This window comes from Enterobacter cloacae complex sp. AR_0002, assembly GCF_001922365.1.
Taxonomy (GTDB): domain Bacteria; phylum Pseudomonadota; class Gammaproteobacteria; order Enterobacterales; family Enterobacteriaceae; genus Enterobacter; species Enterobacter hormaechei_C.
This window is the reverse complement of sequence record NZ_CP018814.1, coordinates 4058719-4080124: the sequence shown is the minus strand read 5'-3', so window position 1 is coordinate 4080124 and position 21406 is coordinate 4058719. Positions and strand designations below refer to the sequence as shown.

The following is a 21406-nucleotide window of genomic DNA, read 5'->3' as shown; positions in this document are numbered from 1 at the left end:
CAGGCGAGTGTATATATAGCCAGAATCAGTTGCTTTCCAGCATATGAATAATCTGGTTTGCAACCACTTTAGCGCTTTGATCGTCAGTACGAATGGTCACATCAGCAATCTCTTCGTACAGAGGATTGCGTTCATCGGCCAAAGCTTCCAGAACTTCACGTGGCGGTGTTTCAACCTGCAACAACGGGCGCTTTTTATCACGCTGCGTGCGTGCCAGCTGTTTTTCGATGGTCGTCTCAAGATAGACCACTACGCCACGGGCGGAGAGACGGTTGCGGGTTTCGCGAGATTTTACAGAGCCGCCGCCAGTTGCCAGCACAATGCCCTGTTTTTCCGTGAGTTCGTTGATCACTTTTTCTTCTCGGTCACGGAAACCTTCTTCGCCTTCTACGTCGAAGACCCAGCCCACATCCGCTCCGGTTCGTTTCTCAATCTCTTGATCAGAATCGTAAAATTCCATATTGAGTTGTTGAGCTAACTGACGCCCAATAGTGCTTTTGCCGGCACCCATAGGCCCAACCAGAAAGATATTGCGTTTCTCTGCCATTTTTTCGGTACTACTAAGACTATTCGTTAATGGTAATCCCCGCTGCGCAGACACCCGGCGTAGCAGGACATGAACTGAAACCTCATTTGCAATAGAGCGAGAGTCAGACGAAAAATTATCTCAATACTCCGGCTTGTTTGGCAACTGATTAAATCACCGTTCCCGGCGCATAAGGAAATAAGACGTAAGTCCAACTCAAATCGGTACTCCTTGTATGCTAATTCATGCCCCACGTCAAACATCTGCAACAAACTGAATGCAAAATCATTGCGGGGATCGTTACCCATTACTGAATACTGACCAGACGTGGCGTGATAAACACCACTAACTCGCGCCGTTCGTTATCTTTTCCGTCATGGCGGAACAGCTGACCCAGCCACGGAATGTTGCCCAGCACGGGCACGCTGTCGCGTCCGGTTTTATTCTTTTGCGAAAAGATCCCGCCCAGCGCGAGCGTTTCCCCACTTTTTACCTCAACCTGCGTTTCGATCTCCTGCTTATCGATCGCCAGCGTTTCGCCGTCTGCCTGTTGCAGCACCTGGCCGGGCATATTTTCACTGATATGCAATTTCAGGCGCACACGACCACCCGGCAGAACCACCGGCGTGACCTCCATGCCTAATACCGCTTCTTTAAATTCAACGGATGTCGCCCCGCTCTCGCCGCTGGAAACCTGATACGGAATTTCGCTGCCCTGCTTGATGCTGGCCGGCTGCATGTGCGATGCCAGCAGCCGCGGGCTGGCGATGATATCCACCTGCTGCTTTTGCTCAAGCGCCGACAACTCAAGATCCAGCATCCTGCCGTTGATGCGCCCGATGTTAAACCCTGCGTGGGTGGTCGCACTGGCCACCGACAGGTCCGCACCCAGCGTCGTGACCTGACCCACTTTACTGGCCTCCGTTGCGTCAGCGAGGTTCCATTTCACCCCCAGTTCACGCAGGCTTTTTTCACTGATGGTCACAATCTGCGCCGCCAGTTCCACCTGCTCGACGGGCAGATCCATCTGCACAGCCCAGCGCTGGAGCATATCCACCACCGTCTGGTTATCCCTGACCAGGAAACGGTTGGTGCGCTTGTCGACGGAGAGACTGCCTTTCGGGCTTAAGAGCTTTTCCGCCGCTTTTTGCAATTCGGCCGCATCCGCATAAGCAAACGGAATGCTGTGAGAGTGCAGCGGGGCGTCGAGCAGACGCTGGGCCCGCTCCTGCTCTTTACGCGTCTGTTGCTCCCGTTGCCAGGCCGCCGTATGCACATAAAAATGCCGCCCTCTTCCCGCAATACCAGCCCGGCGCTGTTCACTACCGTCTGAAGCGCCTGCCTCCAGGGCACCCGCGTTAAATTCAGCGAAAGCGAACCGCTGACATCCGGCGACACCACCAGATTGCGATCCTCCTGCGCTACCAGCGCCTGTAATATTTGCACCACCGGGACATCATCCACCAGCAGGGTGACCGGTTTTGGCGTCGCGGCCCACAGGGGCTGGCTGAGTACCGCCAGTAACAGCCCTATCCTTATCTTCACTTTTTTTCGTTCCTTCTCGTTGCCATGTCCATCGCTTCGGCTCGCACATATCGCCGACATCAACGGTCAGTTGTTGTCTATCTATCGCGCTCACCCGCCAGCCTGTCGGTAACCGCATCTGCGTTTTTACCCGGTGCCAGCGTTTCTGCCCGTCCTGCATAAGGCCGATATCCCTGCTGCCGCTGACTATCCCCTGATACCGCCACTGGCTGAGCTGCCCGGCTGCGCAACGCTCTTCCGGCACAGAGAAGGGATCCCGCATCCCGGTCAGGAAAAGCGGAGAAAGCAGGATGACTAAACGGGCTTTACTGCGCATGACCGATCTCCAGTTGCAGGCTGAGGCGTAACTGTTTGCCCTGTGGGATGATGGAAAACGCACTCACCCGCACGTTCTCAAGCGCCAGCCGGGAAAAGAGCGCCGGAACCGCGCCCCATGAGGCATCCAGCGCCAGCTCTCCCCCACTCTGCTGCGGCTTCCAGTACACCAGCCTTGCGTCCTCACGCTGAAATGCCAGGGGAGAAAAGGGCCGCGAGGGCGTCACTTGCGTAAACACTGCTTGCCGTCCGGCCTCTGGCCACAGCGAGGCGTTGATTCGCTTCGCACTGATGGCCTGCGCCTGAACATCGGCGTAACGCAGAGCAGCGGGCCTGAGCAGCAGTCCCCAAATTGCCCACGCAACAAGCCCCGACGCGATCAACCAGCAAAGGACGCGCCGGGAAGGACGTGCATCAGCCCAGCGTTGATACCAGATACCCACCGGCTACCTCCGGCTATGCAGTTTAAAAGAGAACATCCATCGCCCCAGGCTATCCTGTTGCAGTTCGCCTGCCGGTCCGGGGTTAAATCCCGTCACCCTTTTCAGCGCATCGGTCATGGCTGCGAGCGCTGGCAGTGAAGTGGTATAGCCGGTCAGGGTCAGCGAGGGTGGCTGATAACGCAGCGCCGTCAGCCACGCCTGCCGGGGCATTGCGCTGGCAAGCGATTCCAGCGCGGGTTGCCAGGCCGGATCAGACGGCGGCGAAGGGGTTTTCAGCCCCGCTGACTGCGGCTGACGGGCTCTCAATACTTTCTGCACCGCCCGAGTCCCCGCCAGTTCGCTCTGCAACGCCTGTAACGCGAGAGACTGCGTCGCCCGCAGACTGAAACCACCCGCCAGCATCACCAGCAATGAGGCGGCAAACAGCAGCCCCCAGAAACGCAGGCGCTGATTACGTTGCTGCCGACGCCAGGGTAAAAGATTGGGCATGCTCATTACGGCGCCTCGCTCATGGCCAGCGCCAGGGCGACGGTGTAATCAGCACCGCATTCCGGCAGCGGCGGCTGGCACAGCGTCACCGCTTCCCAGGGATCGCGGGCAGCATCAAACACGGCGATATCAGAAGAAGAAAGCGCAAGCAGCGCCGCCAGTTCATTCACCGTCGCCGCTTCTGTGGTGTAGCGCCGCCCCCACTGGTGACGCATCGCCCATAGCCACTGGTGTTGATCTCTCCAGGCGACGCACCGGGCGGGGGCAACAGCAGAGAGAAGATTAGCCAGCGCGCCGGCATCCGGGGCGATTGCTGCCAGACGCAAACGCAGCGCGTTCGCCAGCGTCAACAGGGTATCGACCTCTCTGTTTTGCGCTGCGGTAACCTGAAAAGTGTTGCTGAACGTATCCTGCGCGTAGTCAAAGCAGAGCGTATCGGCGGGCATCTCCAGCTCACGCGCTAATGCGGCGCCTACCCAGGTGAGCTGTTCGCTGTCACGCAAGGTAACGGATGGACGGGGCAACGCGCGTTGCAGAACGCGCGTTGCCGGAAATGAGAGGAATACCCGATGCGAGTGCGGCAATGTTTTCCGCCAGCCACGTAATGCGTTAACCAGCTCTTCTGGCTTAAGTATTTTGCCTTCCCCGATAACGCCGTCCGACAGCGGCACCGCCCACCAGCGCAGTAAACGCCATCCGGCCCGCTCTCTGGTCAGCGCTACCGCAACCACCTTATCCTGTTGAATATGAACACCTGTTTGCCACGTTTTAAAAGCCATGCTTCACGATCTCCTTATCGCCCGTCGGAGTGACGGCTATATCAATGAATCAGGCTTGCCTTTATACTACCGCGCGATTGTTTAGAAACTGCCCAGGCTAAACCAAATGGGAAATCTCCGGTGAAGTTCGTAAAGTATTTATTGATCCTTGCAGTCTGTTGCATTCTGCTGGGAGCAGGCTCGATTATTGGTTTGTACAAATATGTCGAGCCGCAACTCCCTGATGTCGCCACGCTTCGTGATGTGCGGCTTCAGATCCCTATGCAGGTCTATAGCGCCGATGGTGAACTGATGGCGCAATACGGCGAGAAACGTCGTATCCCTTTGACCTTAAATCAAATCCCACCCGTGATGGTGAAAGCTTTTATCGCCACCGAGGACAGCCGTTTTTACGAGCACCACGGTGTCGATCCGGTCGGTATTTTCCGTGCGGCAAGCGTGGCGCTGTTCTCCGGTCATGCCTCTCAGGGGGCAAGTACTATTACTCAGCAGCTGGCGCGTAACTTCTTCCTCAGCCCGGAAAAGACGCTGATGCGTAAGATCAAAGAGGTGTTCCTCGCGATCCGCATTGAGCAACTGCTGAGCAAAGACGAGATCCTTGAGCTTTACCTCAACAAGATCTATCTGGGCTACCGCGCCTATGGCGTAGGGGCTGCGGCTCAGGTCTATTTTGGTAAGCCGATCGATCAGCTCACGCTGAGCGAAATGGCGACCATTGCCGGCCTGCCAAAAGCGCCATCCACCTTTAACCCGCTCTACTCGCTGGACCGCGCCACCGCGCGCCGTAACGTGGTGCTGTCGCGTATGTTGAGCGAAGGCTACATCAGTCAGTCTGAGTACGATAAGGCGCGCAGCGACGTTATTGACGCCAATTACCATGCGCCGGAAATCGCCTTCTCTGCACCGTATCTCACTGAAATGGTTCGCCAGGAGATGGTGAGTCGCTACGGTGATAAAGCGTATGAAGATGGTTATCGCGTCTATACCACCGTGACCCGCAAAGTGCAGCAGGCTGCCCAGCAGGCGGTGCGTAATAACGTGATGGATTACGATATGCGTCACGGCTATCGCGGCCCGTCCAACGTGCTGTGGAAAGTGGGGGAAGGCGCATGGGACAGTAAAAAAATCACTGATTCCCTGAAAGCGCTGCCGACCTATGGCCCGCTGCGTCCGGCTGTCGTCACCCAGGCCGATCCACAGGAAGCGGTGGCGATGATGGCCGATGGCACATCCGTTTCGCTGCGCATGGAGGGTGTCCGCTGGGCGCGTCCGTACCGCTCTGACACTCTTCAGGGCCCGACGCCACGTAAAGTGACCGATGTGGTACAAACCGGACAACAAATCTGGGTCCGTCAGGTCGGTGATGCCTGGTGGCTGGCGCAGGTGCCGGACGTCAACTCTGCGCTGGTCTCCATCAATCCGCAGAACGGTGCCGTGATGGCGCTGGTTGGCGGGTTCGATTTCAACCAGAGCAAATTTAACCGCGCGACCCAGGCACTGCGTCAGGTTGGTTCGAACATCAAACCGTTCCTGTATACCGCGGCGATGGATAAGGGGCTGACGCTCGCCAGCATTCTCAACGACGTGCCAATTTCCCGCTGGGATGCCGGTGCGGGCTCTGACTGGCAGCCGAAGAACTCTCCGGCGCAATACGCTGGCCCTATCCGTCTGCGTCAGGGCCTTGGCCAGTCGAAGAACGTGGTCATGGTTCGCGCGATGCGTGCGATGGGCGTTGATTATGCGGCAGAGTATCTGCAACGCTTCGGCTTCCCGGCGCAAAACATTGTTCATACCGAATCTCTGGCGCTCGGCTCCGCGTCCTTTACGCCGCTCCAGGTCGCTCGTGGCTACTCGGTGATGGCGAACGGGGGATTCCTGGTCGATCCGTATTTCATCAGCAAAATCGAGAACGATCAGGGCGGCGTACTGTTTGAAGCGAAACCGAAAATTGCCTGCCCTGAATGCGATATTCCGGTGATTTACGGCGACACGCCAAAATCCAATGTCCTGGAAAACAAGGATATGGAAGATGTGGCGATCTCTCAGGAACGTCAGAATCTGGCGGTGCCGCAGCCTCAGCTGGAACAGGCCAATCAGGCGCTGGTCGCCCAGAGTGGCGCGCAGGAGTACGCCCCGCACGTGATCAGCACGCCGCTGTCGTTCCTGATTAAGAGCGCACTGAACACCAACATCTTTGGCGAACCGGGCTGGCAAGGCACCGGCTGGCGAGCGGGCCGCGATTTGCAGCGCCACGACATCGGCGGCAAAACCGGGACAACCAACAGTTCAAAAGATGCCTGGTTCTCAGGTTATGGCCCGGGCGTTGTCACCTCGGTCTGGATTGGTTTTGACGATCACCGCCGCACTCTGGGGCGCACAACCGCTTCTGGCGCGATTAAAGATCAGATTTCCGGTTACGAGGGTGGGGCTAAGAGTGCGCAACCGGCCTGGGATGCTTACATGAAGGCCGCTCTCGAGGGCGTGCCGGAGCAGCCGCTAACGCCTCCGCCGGGCATTGTCACGATCAATATTGACCGCAGCACTGGACAGCTCGCGAATGGCGGTAATAGCCGTGCCGAGTATTTCATCGAGGGTACGCAGCCAACCACGCAGGCGGTGCATGAGGTGGGTACAGAGATCATTGATAACGGCGAGACGCACGAACTGTTCTGACGCCAACTAAAAAGCCGGGTGGCGACTACGCCTGACCCGGCCTACAACATCAATGCAAAACGGCAACCTTCGGTTGCCGTTTTTAATGGTGGCGCTACAAACGACCCTGCCCCTTCAGCCACTCTCGTACCAGGAACAGTGCGCTCACGTTGCGTGCCTCGTTAAAGTCAGGATCTTCCAGCAAATCCATCAGATGAGCCAGCGGCCAGCGAACCTGCGGCAGCGGTTCCGGCTCGTCTCCTTCCAGCGATTCAGGATAGAGATCTTCCGCGACAACGATGTTCATTTTGCTGGAGAAATAGGACGGCGCCATGCTCAATTTTTTCAGGAACGTCAGCTCTTTCGCGCCAAAACCGACCTCTTCTTTCAGCTCCCGGTTTGCCGCTTCAAACACCGTTTCGCCCGGATCGATCAGTCCTTTGGAAAAGCCCAGCTCGTACGATTCTGTGCCCACGGCGTATTCACGAATGAGGATCAGGTGCTCGTCGACGATGGGCACAATCATCACCGCTTCACGCGAGGAGGGGCGCATACGCTCATAAACACGACGCACACCGTTGCTGAACTCCAGATCCACGCTTTCGACATTAAACAGACGCGATTTCGCGACGGTTTCAACATTCAGAATGGTGGGCTTTTGTAAGGGTTTGGTCATCTTGACGGGTCTTTGCTGGGTGAACTGGCTTTATTGTGCGATACGCCGCACGGTTTCGGCAATGTCAATTGCTCTTTATTTACATTTATGCAACGTAATTGAATGCGATTCTCATTTCAAAACAAATGTCAAGAGGTTGAAATGTTTCCAGGAATTTGCTGATATCGCGCCGGAACAGGCTTTGTTATCATTACCGGTCACTGGGATGCGCGTCAACATGCTCAAGTTAGACTCCATACTTGCCGATAGCCGACCACAGAATCTCATTCATTGTACAAAAGGTGCGACTGACAACACCTGTAAGAAGATAAGTAAGATGGGGAAAGCATGAGCACCATTTTGATTTTTCTCGCTGCTGTGCTGGCCTGCGCGTCGATTGCGGTGTGGGTATTCAGGCGCCGCGTACATCGCCGTTATCGGCTGCCCTTTTTGAACGCGTTCGCCGGGGCAAACACGCGCAAGCTTTCGCCAGAGGAACGCAGCACCGTTGAGCAGTATCTCGACACGCTGAACCGATCCCGACTTTCGCCTGGCCCTACCGGCGCCAGCACCGCCCCCGTATCGCTCAACCTTAACGCCCAAAGCGACACCGTTCTGTGCGTGACGCGCTCCATTACCCGCTACGGCATCACAACCGACGATCCCAACAAATGGCGTTACTATCTCGACTCTGTTGAAGTACACCTGCCTCCCTTCTGGGAACAGTATATTAACGACGAAAACAGCGTCGAGCTCATCCATACCGATACGCTGCCGCTGGTTATCTCCCTTAATGGTCATACTCTGAGCGAATATGTTCAGGAAGCGCCACGCTTTGCGCTGGAACGCGCGAGCGGAACGCAGGCCTCTATTCGTGGTGAAGAGACAGAGCAGATTGAACTGCTCAACATCCGCCAGGAAACGCATGAAGAGTACGTCCTGAGCCGCCCGGATGGCATTCGCGAAGCGGTGCTGATTGTCGCCTCGTTCCTGCTCTTTTTCATCTGCCTGCTGACGCCGGACGTGTTTGTTCCGTGGCTCGCGGGTGGCGCAGTACTGCTTCTGGCCGCCGGGCTGTGGGGCATATTTGCCCCGCCGGCAAAAACGTCATTACGCGAAATTCACTGCCTGCGCGGAACCCCAAAACGCTGGGGACTGTTCGGTGAGAACGATCAGGAACATATCAACAATATCTCGCTCGGGATCATCGATCTTATCTATCCACGCCACTGGCAGCCGTGGATTGCGCAGGACCTGGGCCACAAAACGGATATTGATATCTATCTCGACCGCCACGTTGTACGCCAGGGACGTTACTTATCCCTGCACGACGAAGTAAAAAACTTCCCGCTTCAGCACTGGCTTCGCAGCGCGGTGATTGCCGGTGGCGCCGCGTTAATCTTCCTCATGCTGCTGCTTTTCGTGCCGCTGGATATGCCAATTAAATTTACCCTGTCATGGATTAAAGGGGCGCAAACCGTGGAAGCCACCAGCGTACAGCAGCTCGAAGAAGCGGGTGTACGCGTGGGAGATACGTTGCGCCTCAAAGGCACCGGGATGTGTAATATCCACACGCCGGGCGCCTGGAACACGCGCCAGAACTCGCCGTTCGCGCCGTTCGACTGCTCTCAGATCATCTGGAATGACGCCTCTCCGCTGCCGCTGCCGGAATCAGATGTGGTCAACAAGGCCACTGCGCTCACCCAGACGATTAATCGCCAGCTCCATCCAAAACCGGATGATGATTCTCGCGTCAGCCCTGCCCTGCGTTCGGCTATTCAGAAGTCGGGCATGGTGCTGCTGGATGACTTTGGCGAAATCGTCCTGAAAACAGAGGATCTCTGTTCCGCCCAGGATGACTGTATCCGGCTCAAGAACGCGCTGGTCAACCTCGGCAACAGCAAAGACTGGGACGCGCTGGTGAAACGCGCCGAAGCGGGACGCCTGGACGGTGTGAACGTGCTTCTGCGTCCGGTCAGCGCCGAGTCGCTGGATAACCTGGTGGCGACCTCTACCGCCCCCTTCGTGATGCGTGAAACCACCCGTGCCGCCCAGGCGCTTAACAGCCCGGCGCCGGGCGGTTTTGTGATTGCCAGCGATGAAGGCAGCGACCTGGTGGATCAACCTTATCCGCAGGTTTCGCTGTATGACTATCCTGCCCAGGAGCAGTGGAGCGAATTCCAGCGTCTGGCGCAGATGCTGATGCAGACGCCATTCAGCGCGGAAGGGATCGTCACCACCCTCTTCACCGACGCCAACGGCACGCGTCATATTGGCCTGCACCGTATGCCGGATAGCGCTGGCCTGTGGCGCTATATAGGGACATCCCTGCTGCTGATTGCGATGCTGGCGTGCATCGTCTGGAACGGTTATCAGGCCGTACGCCGCTATCAGCGTTCCCGCACGCGGCTGGCAGAAATCCAGGCCTACTACGAAAATTGCCTTAACCCGAAACTGATCTCCTCTTCTGAGAGCCTGATCGGATAACGTCCCTGCGCGACAAGTTGTGCTACCCTGTCGCGCACGTTTCTTCTGGCTGGAGTTCCCCCTTATGCATCTTGATATCGACTGGCAGGCGGTCGATACCGTCCTGCTTGATATGGACGGCACGCTGCTTGATCTCGCCTTTGATAACTATTTCTGGCAAAAGCTGGTCCCGGAAACTTACGGTGAACAGCAGGGGATCTCCCCGGCAGAAGCGCAGGAATTCATTCGTTCGCAATATAGCGCGGTGCAGCATACGCTAAACTGGTACTGTCTTGACTACTGGAGCGAGCGACTCGGTTTGGATATTTGTGCCATGACCACCGCCCAGGGCGCACGCGCCGTACTGCGCGAAGATACGGTCCCGTTCCTGGACGCGCTGAAAGCCTGCGGTAAGCGCCGTATTTTGCTGACAAATGCGCATCCCCATAACCTGGCCGTGAAGCTGGAGCATACCGGGCTTGCTTCACACCTTGATTTATTGCTTTCCACCCACACATTTGGTTATCCGAAAGAGGATCAGCGGTTGTGGCATGCCGTGGTAGAAGAAACCGGTTTACAGCCGGAACGCACGCTGTTCATTGACGACAGCGAGCCGATTCTGGATTCTGCGGCCGCTTTTGGCATTCGCTATTGTCTGGGCGTGACCAATCCGGATTCCGGCCTGGCTGAAAAAAGCTATCTGCGACATCCGGGGCTGAACGACTATCGCCGGATGATCCCCTCACTCACCGTGAAGGAGACGCCATGAAAGAAAAACCCTCTGATGGGGTAAGACTGGATAAATGGCTGTGGGCCGCCCGTTTTTACAAAACGCGCGCCCTTGCCCGTGAAATGGTTGACGGCGGAAAGGTGCATTACAACGGTCAGCGCAGCAAACCGAGCAAGCTGGTTGAACTGAATGCCACGTTAACGCTTCGCCAGGGCAACGATGAGAAAACGGTGGTGGTGAAAGCCATTACCGAACAACGGCGGCCCGCAACCGAAGCCGTTTTGCTGTATGAAGAGACGGCCGAAAGCATAGAGAAGCGCGAGAAAACCGCGCTGGCGCGCAAAATGAACGCGCTAACTATGCCTCACCCGGACCGGCGACCGGATAAAAAAGAGCGCCGCGATCTGATGAAATTTAAACACGGTGAGAGCGAGTAACCCTCACCTGCACGAGAGATGAAAATGGCCCAACACGACCAATTACACCGCTATCTGTTTGAACAATTCGCCGTGCGCGGCGAGCTGGTCACCGTATCCGAAACCTGGAAACAGATTCTGGAAAACCACAACTACCCGCTGCCGGTGAAAACCCTGTTGGGCGAACTGCTGGTTGCCACCAGCCTGCTGACCGCCACGCTGAAGTTCGCTGGCGATATTACCGTTCAGTTGCAGGGTGATGGCCCGATGTCGCTGGCGGTGATCAACGGTAATAACCAGCAGCAAATGCGCGGCGTGGCGCGCGTTCAGGGCGATATCCCTGAAAATGCGGATCTGAAAACGCTGGTCGGAAATGGCTACCTGGTTATCACGATTTCGCCTGAAGAGGGTGAGCGCTATCAGGGCGTTGTCGGTCTGGAAGGCGACACGCTTGCCGCCTGCCTGGAAGATTACTTTATGCGTTCCGAACAGCTGCCAACCCGTCTGTTCATCCGCACCGGTGAAGTAGATGGTCAGCCTGCTGCCGGTGGTATGCTGCTTCAGGTTCTGCCTGCGCAGGATGCGCAGACCAATGATTTCGAGCATCTGGCAACGCTGACGGAAACCATCAAAGCGGAAGAGCTGTTCACCCTGTCGGCGACCGACGTGCTGTGGCGTCTGTACCACGAAGAAGAAGTGACGGTTTACGATCCGCAGGATGTGGAATTTAAGTGCACCTGCTCTCGCGAGCGTTGTGCCGGCGCCCTGAAAACGCTGCCGGATGAAGAGATCGACAGCATCATGGCGGAAGACGGTGAGATCGATATGCACTGTGATTACTGCGGTACGCACTACGTGTTTAATTCGATGGATATCGCGGAGATCCGCAATAACGCCTCTCCGGCGGATCCGCAGGTTCACTAAGCTCTGAGCCTGATGCCCGGCGGCGCTATGCTCGCACGGGCCTACAATGAATTGTGCAATTTTTTGATATGATTGCTAATTGTAGGCCGGGTAAGCGTAGCGCCACCCGGCAAGAAAAAGCACTAACGCCACTGCGCATTATTGTAACTGTCGTAGCTCATATCGACACGCTCCCCAAAAATCTCAATATCCGCCCAGGGCTTCACGACAGATTTCACTTTCCTCTGCCTTAATGCGCGGTCAAGTTCTCCTCTGGTCAATGCCTCCGGCATTTTCCACGCGTCCCCGGCGATCCTCCAGCCCGTGTTAGTTTGTGTGTAAGCCACGATCGTGCGATCGGTAAATTGAAATAGCACGGCTTCCGGCTTGCCGTCGCTGTTAAGATCCATCGGCATAAGTAAACAGTTACTCTGGGCGCTATCGCAGCTCTCGAAGCGATACTGATTGCTGAGCATGGCTTGCCACAATGTCTTATCAGGATGAGCCATTCCCGGTGCGAGCTGGACCTGTTTTTCCAGCATCGCGGCGGTCATCTTACCTGCTCCGCCAGCATTCCTGGAGAGAAGACCATTTATTTCACGCTGGCGTTTTGGGTTAGAGATAAACTGCGGATCGTTTTGCAGCGTGAGCATCGCCTCCCGCCCCTTTCGTCCAGCGTTACTGAGCATATACAGGCTGACTTGATCCGCAGTTATTCTGCCGTCCTGATAGCGGGCCATATGGCTTGCAACACTTATTCGCCACGGATCCAGCACGGGGGTATGGACCAACGCCAGGAAAATGAGGGAAAGCAGCCCGGTCGCCGGGATGACGTACGCATGGATCTTCTGCGGTTCACGGCGCTGAATCAGAGCGCTGGCGCAAAAACCGATCGCCCAGACCAGCGCCACGATGGTTATCAATACCCCGTACAGACGCTCGGGTGACCAGCCGTATTGCGAAATGCGTAGCCACAGCGCCCACCCCGCCAGAACCGGATACGCGGGTACGATAGCCACAGCGAGGCGAATCATCCCTCGCAGCGGGGCATAGTAAGGCAGTGTTTGACGCTGTGGATGCCACACTATCGTCACCAGGAATAACAGCAGCAGCGCTAAGGTGGTCAGCAAGCCCGCGGCGGATATTCTGGCTGAAATGGATTCAAAGCCGACAAAAGGCAACGCGCCAATAAAGAGCAGCGCCAGCGCCGCCATCAGGGGAAGCAGACCGGTGGCGATGAGGGTCAGCAGATTTTGCAGGGCAAAGATTAACCTTACCTGCATGCGCGTGAGCACGGCCGCACTGGCTGAAACCACGCCAATCGCCACTGAAATAAATCCGTCAGAATGAAAGAAAAGCCGATCAAAAAAGCCGATGCCGATAAGTTCGAAAAGCTCGGCCCAGAGGAAAAGCACCAGCCAGAAGAGACCATTCGAAACAAAAATAATGAGCAGTGTCAGCGCGTTATGCCAGTTTCGTTGATAAAAGTCGCTGTAGAACGAGGTAGTCGGGACGGGATCCAGACGCCGCTGAAGCCATGGCAACACGAACAGCGTCATCAGCAGCAGATGAAAGCCGAAAACGAGCATCTCATCTCTGAGATTCCAGCTTTCGAGTCCTGCAACGCTCCACTTAAGCCAGCCGCCCATACCCGCGACTGCCGCGCCGATCATCCCGAGTGACAGCCACAAAAATGGCTTTCTGAATGACGTCATGGCAAGAGACAACGTGGTTGTCATTACCACGGTGGCAGGTACTACACACATCAGCCACAGCGTATCCGATGGCAATTTTGCGTACTCGATATACCACGTGATTAGATAGCAAATTACGCCCTGTAGAGCCCCCGCCAGCACGACGGCTACGCGCGTTAAAGCGGATAACGTCTCACGGTTTTCCATTTCTCATCCCTTGTTCATGAAAATCTATTGTCTCATCAAAGCAAAACTCTGGCCCCCACCTCAAACTCTGAAAATAGCTGACCCAAGAGACCTGAATCGTTTTCCCAGTGTAACCCTTACGTAATTTTCTTACATGTATGCGATTACATTCACATTCTTCTGGATAAATTCACCAGAGATTAACCTTTTAAGAACATTTTCCCCATCCAAAAAGCGATTCCTGCGATAATCTGCCCGCCCTGTGACTGGAGTCGCAGCGTTTTCCGTTAGTAAGGGTTTTGACCAGATACGTAAATCTATGAGCCCCGTCGCGGTTAACATCCTCAGAAAAACCCTACAATTTCAGGCAGTACATATTGGCTAAGGAGCAGTGATATGCGTGTTAATGGTTTAACCCCGCAAGATCTCAAGGCTTATGGTATTCACGACGTCCAGGAAGTGGTCTACAACCCCGATTACGATACGCTGTATCAGGAAGAGCTCAATCCGGCACTGGAAGGATACGAGCGTGGTGTGTTGACGAACCTGGGTGCTATCGCCGTCGATACGGGTATTTTTACCGGTCGTTCGCCGAAAGATAAGTATATCGTCCGAGATGACACCACCCGCGATACGCTGTGGTGGGCTGATAAGGGCAAAGGTAAGAACGATAACAAACCGCTCTCCCCGGAAACCTGGCAGCATCTGAAAGGACTTGTCACCCATCAGCTTTCCGGCAAGCGTCTGTTTATTATTGATGCGTTCTGCGGCGCTAACGCCGACACCCGTCTCTCCGTACGATTTATCACCGAAGTGGCCTGGCAGGCGCATTTTGTGAAGAACATGTTCATTCGTCCAACCGATGAAGAACTGCAAGACTTCACCCCTGACTTTATCGTGATGAACGGCGCGAAATGCACCAACCCGCAGTGGAAAGAGCAGGGTCTGAACTCCGAAAACTTTATCGCCTTCAACCTGACCGAGCGTATCCAGCTGATCGGCGGTACCTGGTACGGCGGCGAAATGAAGAAAGGGATGTTCTCGGTCATGAACTACCTGCTGCCGTTGCGCGGTATCGCCTCCATGCACTGCTCGGCGAACGTCGGGGAAAAAGGCGATGTAGCAGTGTTCTTCGGCCTTTCCGGCACCGGTAAAACAACGCTGTCCACCGATCCAAAACGTCGTCTGATTGGCGACGATGAACATGGCTGGGATGATGACGGCGTGTTTAACTTTGAAGGCGGCTGCTACGCGAAGACCATTCGCCTGTCGGAAGAGGCAGAGCCGGATATCTACCACGCGATTCGCCGCGATGCGCTGCTGGAAAACGTCACCGTGCGTGCCGATGGCTCTATCGACTTCGACGATGCCTCGAAAACGGAAAACACCCGCGTCTCTTACCCGATCTACCACATCGAGAACATCGTCAAGCCGGTATCGAAGGCGGGTCACGCCACGAAGGTGATTTTCCTGACCGCGGATGCATTCGGCGTGCTGCCACCGGTTTCCCGCCTGACCGCCAGCCAGACGCAGTACCATTTCCTCTCCGGCTTTACCGCTAAACTGGCGGGTACCGAGCGCGGTGTGACCGAGCCAACCCCAACCTTCTCCGCCTGCTTCGGCGCGGCGTTCCTGTCGCTGCACCCAACGCAGTACGCGGAAGTGCTGGTGAAACGCATGCAGGCATCCGGCGCCCAGGCATACCTGGTAAACACCGGCTGGAACGGTACGGGCAAACGTATCTCCATCAAAGATACACGCGCCATCATCGACGCGATTCTGGATGGTTCGCTGGATAACGCCGAGACCTTTACGCTGCCGATGTTCGATCTGGCGATCCCAACAGCGCTGCCGGGCGTGGATACGCGTATCCTGGATCCGCGTAACACCTACGGTTCACCGGAACAGTGGCGTGAGAAGGCTGAATCGCTGGCGAAACTGTTTATCGAAAACTTCGAGAAGTATACCGACACCCCGGCGGGTGCTGCGCTGGTGAGTGCGGGACCGAAGCTGTAGGTAAAAGCAAAAAGGCAACGAAAGTTGCCTTTTTTAATGTTTTTTCCCTCTCCCCGTGGGAGAGGGCCGGGGTGAGGGCATCAGGCCCCACCCTTTTTTAACTCTCTTTCACCTGACCCCGTAAAACCGGCACCGGTAACCACGCACGAATGCTCAAACCACCCCGCTCGCTGGTGCCAATTTCCAGCAGTCCGTTATGGTTATCAACAATACGCTGCACAATCGCCAGGCCTAAGCCGGTTCCGCTGGTGCTGCGCGCGCTGTCGCCGCGCACAAATGGCTGGAACAGGTGCTTACGCTGCTCAGGCTTGATGCCCGGGCCATCGTCTTCCACCTGGAACCAGGCGCGGTTGAGTTCCGTACCGCTGCTGACTTTGATCCAGCCGTTGCCGTAGCGCGCCGCGTTGACCACCATATTCGCCACCGCGCGTTTAATGGAGAGCGGGTGCATACGTACCTGAATCTCACCTGCCTGAAGGTCGGTCGCAATTTCACGTTCGTAGCCGCTTTCGGCAGCAACCACTTCGCCCAGAACCGCATTCAGATCCGCCATCTCCATCGGCATCTCCTGCCCGGTGCGCAGGTAGTCGATAAACTGCTCGATGATGGCGTTACACTCTTCGATATCCTTGTTGATGGACTCTGCAAGATAACCATCCTGCTCGCCCATCATCTCCGTCGCCAGCCGGATACGCGTCAGGGGCGTGCGAAGGTCATGGCTGACCCCGGCCATCAGCAGCGTACGGTCGTCCGCCAGCTGTTTAACGCCTGCCGCCATGTGGTTAAACGCACGCGTTACCGAGCGCACTTCCGATGCGCCATACTCGCGCAGCGGCGGTGGGATAATACCTTTACCGACCTGTAATGCCGCATGCTCCAGGTCGACCAGCGGTCGGTTCTGGATGCGAATAAACAGCCATGCGCCGCCGATGGCCAGCAGCATGATCGCCAGGGTGTATCGGAACAGCGGTGAGAAGTCGCCCTGATGAATCTCGGTGAGCGGAACACGCACCCAGATGTTGGGTGACAGCCAGGTTTTCAGCCAGACAACCGGCGAGCTTTTATTGACCTCAACGCGCACTTCCGTCGGGCCGCCAAGCTGCTGCGCCATCTGCTGGCTGAGGAATTCATAGTGCTGCGCCCAGCGCAGGCCAGCATCTTCCGCCGCTTCGTTCGAGTAGAGAGAAATGCCCAGCTCACGGTAGATTTCCCGACGGAACGCCGGGGGAACAACCAACTGCGTGCCGTCCTCCAGTTGCAGTTTGTCGGTCATCAGCATACGCACTTCGTATGCCAGCACCTTATTAAACTGCTGGAGGCTCGGCAGGATTGCAAAGTTCAGCACCACCAGGTAGGTCGTCACCAGACTGACAAACAGCAGGGTGACGATCAATAACAGCGTGCGGGCAAACGAACTTCGCGGCGAGAAGCGCATTCGCCTCATGCTTTAGAGCCGTCCGGGACAAACACGTAGCCCAGACCCCAAACGGTCTGAATATAACGAGGATGCGCCGGATCTTCTTCCACCATACGACGCAGACGAGAGATTTGCACGTCGATAGAACGCTCCATCGCGGAGTATTCACGACCACGCGCCAGGTTCATCAGCTTGTCACGGGAGAGCGGCTCACGCGGGTGGCTGACCAGCGCTTTCAGCACCGCGAACTCACCGCTGGTGAGCGGCATTGGCTCATCTTCACGGAACATCTCACGGGTGCCGAGGTTCAGCTTAAACTTACCGAATGCAATGACGGCCTCTTCCTGAGATGGCGCGCCCGGCAGTTCGTTCGCCTGACGACGCAGCACGGCGCGAATACGCGCCAGCAGTTCACGCGGGTTAAACGGCTTTGGAATGTAGTCATCAGCGCCAATCTCAAGGCCGACAATACGGTCGACTTCTTCACCCTTCGCCGTCACCATGATGATCGGCATCGGGTTGCTCTGGCTGCGCAGACGGCGGCAAATAGAGAGCCCGTCTTCGCCAGGCAGCATCAGGTCCAACACCATCAGGTGGAAAGATTCACGCGTCAGCAGACGATCCATCTGTTCCGCGTTCGCGACGCTACGAACCTGGAAGCCCTGCTCGGTCAGATAACGTTCCAGCAGCGCACGCAGGCGCATGTCGTCATCTACGACCAGAATTTTGTAGTTCTCTTGCATTGTGTGTACTCCCAAAGGTTCGGATAAGCCTGGAACAGCGTATTCTAAAAAAGTGCACGGGTTCGACCAGCAAATTCTGGTATAAATTCTAGACGAAATTGTTACAAAGCATATTTAACAGCAGCTTATCTGTTCATTTCATCACATAAATCATTATTAATCTTGTCTGTTACACTGTGCGCTACGTATTGTGCGCAAAGACAGTTAACCGGCATTAAAGGCTGCACCATGAAAACGCCTCTGATCACCCGCGAAGGGTACGAGAAACTCAAAAAAGAGATGGATTACCTGTGGCGCGAAGAGCGTCCGGAAGTGACCAAAAAAGTCACCTGGGCCGCAAGTCTGGGCGACCGCAGCGAGAATGCGGACTATCAGTACAATAAAAAGCGACTGCGCGAAATCGATCGCCGGGTACGCTACCTGACGAAGTGTCTCGAGAATCTCAAAATTGTCGATTACTCCCCGCAGCAGGAAGGTAAAGTGTTCTTCGGCGCGTGGGTCGAAATTGAAAACGACAACGGCGACACCCTGCGTTTTCGTATCGTCGGCTATGATGAAATTTTCGGTCGTAAGGATTACATTTCTATCGATTCACCAATGGCCCGCGCCCTGCTGAAAAAAGAGGTGGGCGATTTAGCCGTTGTCCAGACGCCCGCAGGTGAAGCAAGCTGGTACGTCAACGAAATCGTGTATGTTAAATAGTCCGAGAGCGCCCTCCCCGGCTGGCATTTTTTGGTGTCAGCCCGTATAACTATCCCCCTGATTTTCGATCCACAAGATGAACTGACCATGATGAAAGAGTCGCTCTGCCGCATTATTGCGGGTGAACTTCAGGCCAGAGCCGAACAGGTAGAAGCTGCCGTTCGCCTGCTTGATGAAGGGAACACCGTGCCGTTTATTGCACGTTATCGTAAGGAAGTCACCGGCGGTCTGGATGACACGCAGCTGCGAAACCTGGAGACCCGTCTGGGCTATCTGCGCGAGCTGGAAGACCGACGTCAGGCGATCCTCAAATCTATCGGCGAGCAGGGCAAGCTGACCAGTGACCTGGAAAAAGCCATTAACGGTACCCTGAGTAAAACCGAACTCGAAGACCTCTATCTGCCGTACAAACCGAAGCGCCGCACGCGCGGGCAGATTGCGATCGAAGCCGGCCTTGAGCCACTGGCCGATCTGCTGTGGAACGAGCCGTCTCACGATCCGGAAACCGAAGCCGCCAAGTTTATCGACGCCGATAAAGGCGTAGCAGACACCAAAGCCGCGCTGGACGGTGCTCGCTATATTCTGATGGAGCGCTTCGCCGAAGACGCGGCGCTGCTGGCCAAAGTGCGTGATTACCTGTGGAAGAACGCGCATATCGTCTCCACCGTGGTGTCCGGCAAAGAGGAAGAAGGCGCGAAATTCCGCGACTATTTCGATCACCACGAACCCATTTCTACCGCGCCGTCTCACCGCGCGCTGGCGATGTTCCGCGGCCGTAACGAAGGCGTGCTGCAACTCTCCCTGAATGCCGATCCGCAGTTTGACGAGCCGCCTAAAGAGAGCCACTGCGAGCAGATCATTATGGATCATCTGGGCCTGCGCCTGAACAACGCACCGGCGGACAGCTGGCGCAAAGGCGTGGTGAGCTGGACCTGGCGCATTAAGGTGCTGATGCACCTCGAAACCGAGCTGATGGGCACCGTGCGCGAGCGCGCCGAAGACGAAGCGATCAACGTCTTCGCCCGTAACCTGCACGATCTGCTGATGGCTGCGCCAGCTGGCCTGCGCGCCACCATGGGTCTCGATCCGGGTCTGCGTACCGGCGTGAAGGTGGCCGTGGTTGACGGCACCGGCAAGCTGGTTGCCACCGACACCATTTACCCGCACACCGGTCAGGCAGCGAAAGCGGCTGTCGTCGTCGCCGCGCTGTGCGAGAAGTACAACGTTGAGCTGGTTGCCATCGGTAACGGTACGGCGTCCCGCGAAACCGAACGTTTCTATCTCGACGTGCAGAAGCAGTTCCCGAAAGTGACGGCGCAGAAAGTGATCGTCAGCGAAGCGGGGGCATCAGTCTACTCCGCCTCTGAGCTGGCAGCGCAGGAGTTCCCGGCTCTGGACGTTTCCCTGCGCGGCGCGGTCTCTATCGCCCGTCGTTTGCAGGATCCGCTGGCGGAGCTGGTGAAGATCGACCCGAAATCCATCGGTGTGGGCCAGTATCAGCACGACGTGAGCCAGACGCAGCTGGCGCGCAAGCTGGATGCGGTAGTGGAAGACTGTGTTAACGCCGTCGGCGTGGACCTGAACACCGCTTCCGTTCCCCTGCTGACCCGCGTGGCGGGCCTGACCCGTATGATGGCACAGAATATCGTCGCCTGGCGTGATGAGAACGGTCAGTTCCAGAACCGCCAGCAGCTGCTGAAGGTGAGCCGTCTGGGGCCGAAAGCATTTGAGCAGTGCGCGGGCTTCCTGCGCATCAACCACGGCGATAACCCGCTGGATGCCTCTACCGTTCACCCGGAAGCGTACCCTGTAGTTGAGCGCATCCTGGCCGCGACTCAGCAGGCGCTTAAAGACCTGATGGGCGACAGCAGCGCGCTGCGTAACCTGAAAGCGGTGGATTTCACCGACGAACAGTTCGGTGTGCCGACGGTCACTGACATCATCAAAGAGCTGGAAAAACCGGGCCGCGATCCGCGTCCTGAGTTTAAAACCGCGACCTTTGCTGACGGCTTAGAAACCATGAACGACCTGCTGCCGGGCATGGTGCTGGAGGGGGCGGTAACCAACGTCACCAACTTTGGCGCGTTTGTGGATATCGGCGTGCATCAGGACGGTCTGGTGCATATCTCTTCCCTCGCAGACAAGTTCGTTGAAGATCCGCACACCGTGGTCAAAGCGGGCGACATCGTGAAGGTGAAAGTGCTGGAAGTGGATCTCCAGCGCAAGCGTATTGCCCTGACCATGCGTCTGGACGAGCAGCCGGGCGACACTAACGCGCGCCGTGGCGGTAATGGCGGTGGCCGTGAACAGCAGCGTCCGGCAGCGAAAGCCGCGAAGCCACGCGGACGTGACGCACATCCAGCAGGCAACAGCGCGATGATGGATGCGCTGGCAGCGGCGATGGGTAAGAAACGCTAATACTGTAAATGCCCGGTGGCGCGACGCTTACCGGGCCTACGGTTTTGTAGGCCGGGCAAACGCAGTGCCGCCCGGCAAGCAGGCCGCAGGGAATTAAAATAAATAAGTTGTATCCATATTTAAACCACGAATTATCACCTCATTAACAAATAGCCTTCTTTTTATTTTCACCTCAATTTCGCAAATATTGAGCAAGGTCAAGCAGACCGCAAATTAATACGATTAACAACATCCCGTCACATTTTTATTATTGCTGATAAAAACTATTCTCATTATCATCGCAGTGTAGATTATTTAACCTCTCGTGGAAT

The 21406-nt window shown here is 56.2% G+C and carries 17 protein-coding genes and 1 pseudogene; 8 read left to right on the top strand and 10 right to left on the bottom strand.

Annotated features, from left to right (window positions below):
- Nucleotides 1-25: 25 nt before the first annotated feature.
- The 6 genes and pseudogenes from aroK to AM329_RS20070 form a co-directional block, all read right to left on the bottom strand.
- Nucleotides 26-547 (bottom strand): shikimate kinase AroK, encoded by a 522-nt coding sequence (gene aroK, locus AM329_RS20100; RefSeq protein ID WP_003861630.1) that lies wholly within the window; start codon nt 545-547, stop codon nt 26-28.
- A gap of 286 nt (nt 548-833) precedes the next feature.
- A pseudogene (gene hofQ, locus AM329_RS20090) lies at nt 834-2071 on the bottom strand (DNA uptake porin HofQ).
- Nucleotides 1983-2387, bottom strand: a complete 405-nt coding sequence (locus AM329_RS20085; RefSeq protein ID WP_003861627.1) for a HofP DNA utilization family protein — start codon at nt 2385-2387, stop codon at nt 1983-1985. The pseudogene hofQ and the gene AM329_RS20085 overlap by 89 nt, the downstream one beginning before the upstream one ends.
- Nucleotides 2377-2829, bottom strand: a complete 453-nt coding sequence (locus tag AM329_RS20080; protein WP_023314950.1) for a hypothetical protein — start codon at nt 2827-2829, stop codon at nt 2377-2379. Before AM329_RS20080 ends, AM329_RS20085 begins: the two co-directional genes overlap by 11 nt.
- A 3-nt stretch (nt 2830-2832) precedes the next feature.
- Entirely contained in the window at nt 2833-3324 is a 492-nt protein-coding gene (locus tag AM329_RS20075; protein ID WP_023314951.1) for a PilN domain-containing protein, read from the bottom strand.
- Nucleotides 3324-4097: a pilus assembly protein PilM gene (locus AM329_RS20070; RefSeq protein WP_032608048.1), complete on the bottom strand. Its 774-nt coding sequence runs from the start codon at nt 4095-4097 to the stop codon at nt 3324-3326. Before AM329_RS20070 ends, AM329_RS20075 begins: the two co-directional genes overlap by 1 nt.
- A gap of 120 nt (nt 4098-4217) precedes the next feature.
- Between AM329_RS20070 and mrcA the strand changes: the two genes are divergently transcribed.
- On the top strand, nt 4218-6770 hold the full coding sequence (gene mrcA, locus AM329_RS20065) for a peptidoglycan glycosyltransferase/peptidoglycan DD-transpeptidase MrcA (RefSeq protein ID WP_003861623.1): 2553 nt from the start codon (nt 4218-4220) through the stop codon (nt 6768-6770).
- Nucleotides 6771-6864: 94 nt separating this feature from the next.
- On the opposite strand, the gene nudE is transcribed toward mrcA, so the two are convergent.
- Entirely contained in the window at nt 6865-7425 is a 561-nt protein-coding gene (gene nudE / locus AM329_RS20060; protein WP_003861622.1) for an ADP compounds hydrolase NudE, read from the bottom strand.
- A gap of 327 nt (nt 7426-7752) precedes the next feature.
- Between nudE and AM329_RS20050 the strand changes: the two genes are divergently transcribed.
- The 4 genes from AM329_RS20050 to hslO all read left to right on the top strand — a co-directional run bounded on the left by AM329_RS20050 (nt 7753) and on the right by hslO (nt 11940).
- Nucleotides 7753-9891 carry an intracellular growth attenuator family protein gene (locus tag AM329_RS20050; protein ID WP_032608050.1) on the top strand — a complete coding sequence of 713 codons (2139 nt, stop codon included), beginning with the start codon at nt 7753-7755 and terminating at the stop codon, nt 9889-9891.
- A 64-nt stretch (nt 9892-9955) separates the two neighbouring features.
- Entirely contained in the window at nt 9956-10639 is a 684-nt protein-coding gene (gene yrfG, locus AM329_RS20045) for a GMP/IMP nucleotidase (RefSeq protein ID WP_023314955.1), read from the top strand.
- The gene (gene hslR, locus AM329_RS20040) at nt 10636-11037 is read left to right on the top strand and encodes a ribosome-associated heat shock protein Hsp15 (RefSeq protein WP_003861618.1); all 402 of its coding nucleotides are present in this window, start codon (nt 10636-10638) and stop codon (nt 11035-11037) included. The genes yrfG and hslR overlap by 4 nt, the downstream gene beginning before the upstream one ends.
- Before the next feature lie 24 nt (nt 11038-11061).
- Nucleotides 11062-11940: an Hsp33 family molecular chaperone HslO gene (gene hslO / locus AM329_RS20035; RefSeq protein ID WP_023304550.1), complete on the top strand. Its 879-nt coding sequence runs from the start codon at nt 11062-11064 to the stop codon at nt 11938-11940.
- Nucleotides 11941-12062: 122 nt separating this feature from the next.
- Here hslO and AM329_RS20030 read toward each other — a convergent pair whose 3' ends face one another.
- The gene (locus AM329_RS20030; protein WP_032608051.1) at nt 12063-13820 is read right to left on the bottom strand and encodes a DUF4153 domain-containing protein; all 1758 of its coding nucleotides are present in this window, start codon (nt 13818-13820) and stop codon (nt 12063-12065) included.
- Between the two features lie 375 nt (nt 13821-14195).
- On the opposite strand from AM329_RS20030, the gene pckA reads away from it, so the two are divergent.
- A complete protein-coding gene (gene pckA, locus AM329_RS20025) occupies nt 14196-15815 on the top strand; it encodes a phosphoenolpyruvate carboxykinase (ATP) (RefSeq protein WP_003861616.1) in 1620 nt (539 codons plus the stop codon).
- A 97-nt stretch (nt 15816-15912) separates the two neighbouring features.
- Here pckA and envZ read toward each other — a convergent pair whose 3' ends face one another.
- Together envZ and ompR are read right to left on the bottom strand one after the other, a co-directional pair.
- The gene (envZ, locus tag AM329_RS20020) at nt 15913-17259 is read right to left on the bottom strand and encodes a two-component system sensor histidine kinase EnvZ (RefSeq protein ID WP_003861615.1); all 1347 of its coding nucleotides are present in this window, start codon (nt 17257-17259) and stop codon (nt 15913-15915) included.
- Nucleotides 17256-17975 carry a two-component system response regulator OmpR gene (gene ompR / locus AM329_RS20015; RefSeq protein WP_001157751.1) on the bottom strand — a complete coding sequence of 240 codons (720 nt, stop codon included), beginning with the start codon at nt 17973-17975 and terminating at the stop codon, nt 17256-17258. The genes envZ and ompR overlap by 4 nt, the downstream gene beginning before the upstream one ends.
- A 228-nt stretch (nt 17976-18203) precedes the next feature.
- Here ompR and greB point away from each other — a divergent pair, with 228 nt between their 5' ends.
- Together greB and AM329_RS20005 are read left to right on the top strand one after the other, a co-directional pair.
- Nucleotides 18204-18677, top strand: a complete 474-nt coding sequence (gene greB / locus AM329_RS20010) for a transcription elongation factor GreB (protein ID WP_003861614.1) — start codon at nt 18204-18206, stop codon at nt 18675-18677.
- Nucleotides 18678-18764: 87 nt separating this feature from the next.
- On the top strand, nt 18765-21095 hold the full coding sequence (locus tag AM329_RS20005; protein WP_032610142.1) for a Tex family protein: 2331 nt from the start codon (nt 18765-18767) through the stop codon (nt 21093-21095).
- The last annotated feature ends 311 nt before the right edge of the window (nt 21096-21406 follow it).

Coding starts and splice junctions, on each gene's coding strand:
- greB (WP_003861614.1), top strand. CDS start 18,204: ATGAAAACGCCTCTGATCACCCGCGAAGGGTACGAGAAACTCAAAAAA.
- ompR (WP_001157751.1), bottom strand. CDS start 17,975: ATGCAAGAGAACTACAAAATTCTGGTCGTAGATGACGACATGCGCCTG.
- AM329_RS20070 (WP_032608048.1), bottom strand. CDS start 4,097: ATGGCTTTTAAAACGTGGCAAACAGGTGTTCATATTCAACAGGATAAG.
- hslO (WP_023304550.1), top strand. CDS start 11,062: ATGGCCCAACACGACCAATTACACCGCTATCTGTTTGAACAATTCGCC.
- AM329_RS20075 (WP_023314951.1), bottom strand. CDS start 3,324: ATGAGCATGCCCAATCTTTTACCCTGGCGTCGGCAGCAACGTAATCAG.
- AM329_RS20005 (WP_032610142.1), top strand. CDS start 18,765: ATGATGAAAGAGTCGCTCTGCCGCATTATTGCGGGTGAACTTCAGGCC.
- hslR (WP_003861618.1), top strand. CDS start 10,636: ATGAAAGAAAAACCCTCTGATGGGGTAAGACTGGATAAATGGCTGTGG.
- pckA (WP_003861616.1), top strand. CDS start 14,196: ATGCGTGTTAATGGTTTAACCCCGCAAGATCTCAAGGCTTATGGTATT.
- aroK (WP_003861630.1), bottom strand. CDS start 547: ATGGCAGAGAAACGCAATATCTTTCTGGTTGGGCCTATGGGTGCCGGC.
- envZ (WP_003861615.1), bottom strand. CDS start 17,259: ATGAGGCGAATGCGCTTCTCGCCGCGAAGTTCGTTTGCCCGCACGCTG.
- AM329_RS20050 (WP_032608050.1), top strand. CDS start 7,753: ATGAGCACCATTTTGATTTTTCTCGCTGCTGTGCTGGCCTGCGCGTCG.
- AM329_RS20085 (WP_003861627.1), bottom strand. CDS start 2,387: ATGCGCAGTAAAGCCCGTTTAGTCATCCTGCTTTCTCCGCTTTTCCTG.
- AM329_RS20030 (WP_032608051.1), bottom strand. CDS start 13,820: ATGGAAAACCGTGAGACGTTATCCGCTTTAACGCGCGTAGCCGTCGTG.
- yrfG (WP_023314955.1), top strand. CDS start 9,956: ATGCATCTTGATATCGACTGGCAGGCGGTCGATACCGTCCTGCTTGAT.
- nudE (WP_003861622.1), bottom strand. CDS start 7,425: ATGACCAAACCCTTACAAAAGCCCACCATTCTGAATGTTGAAACCGTC.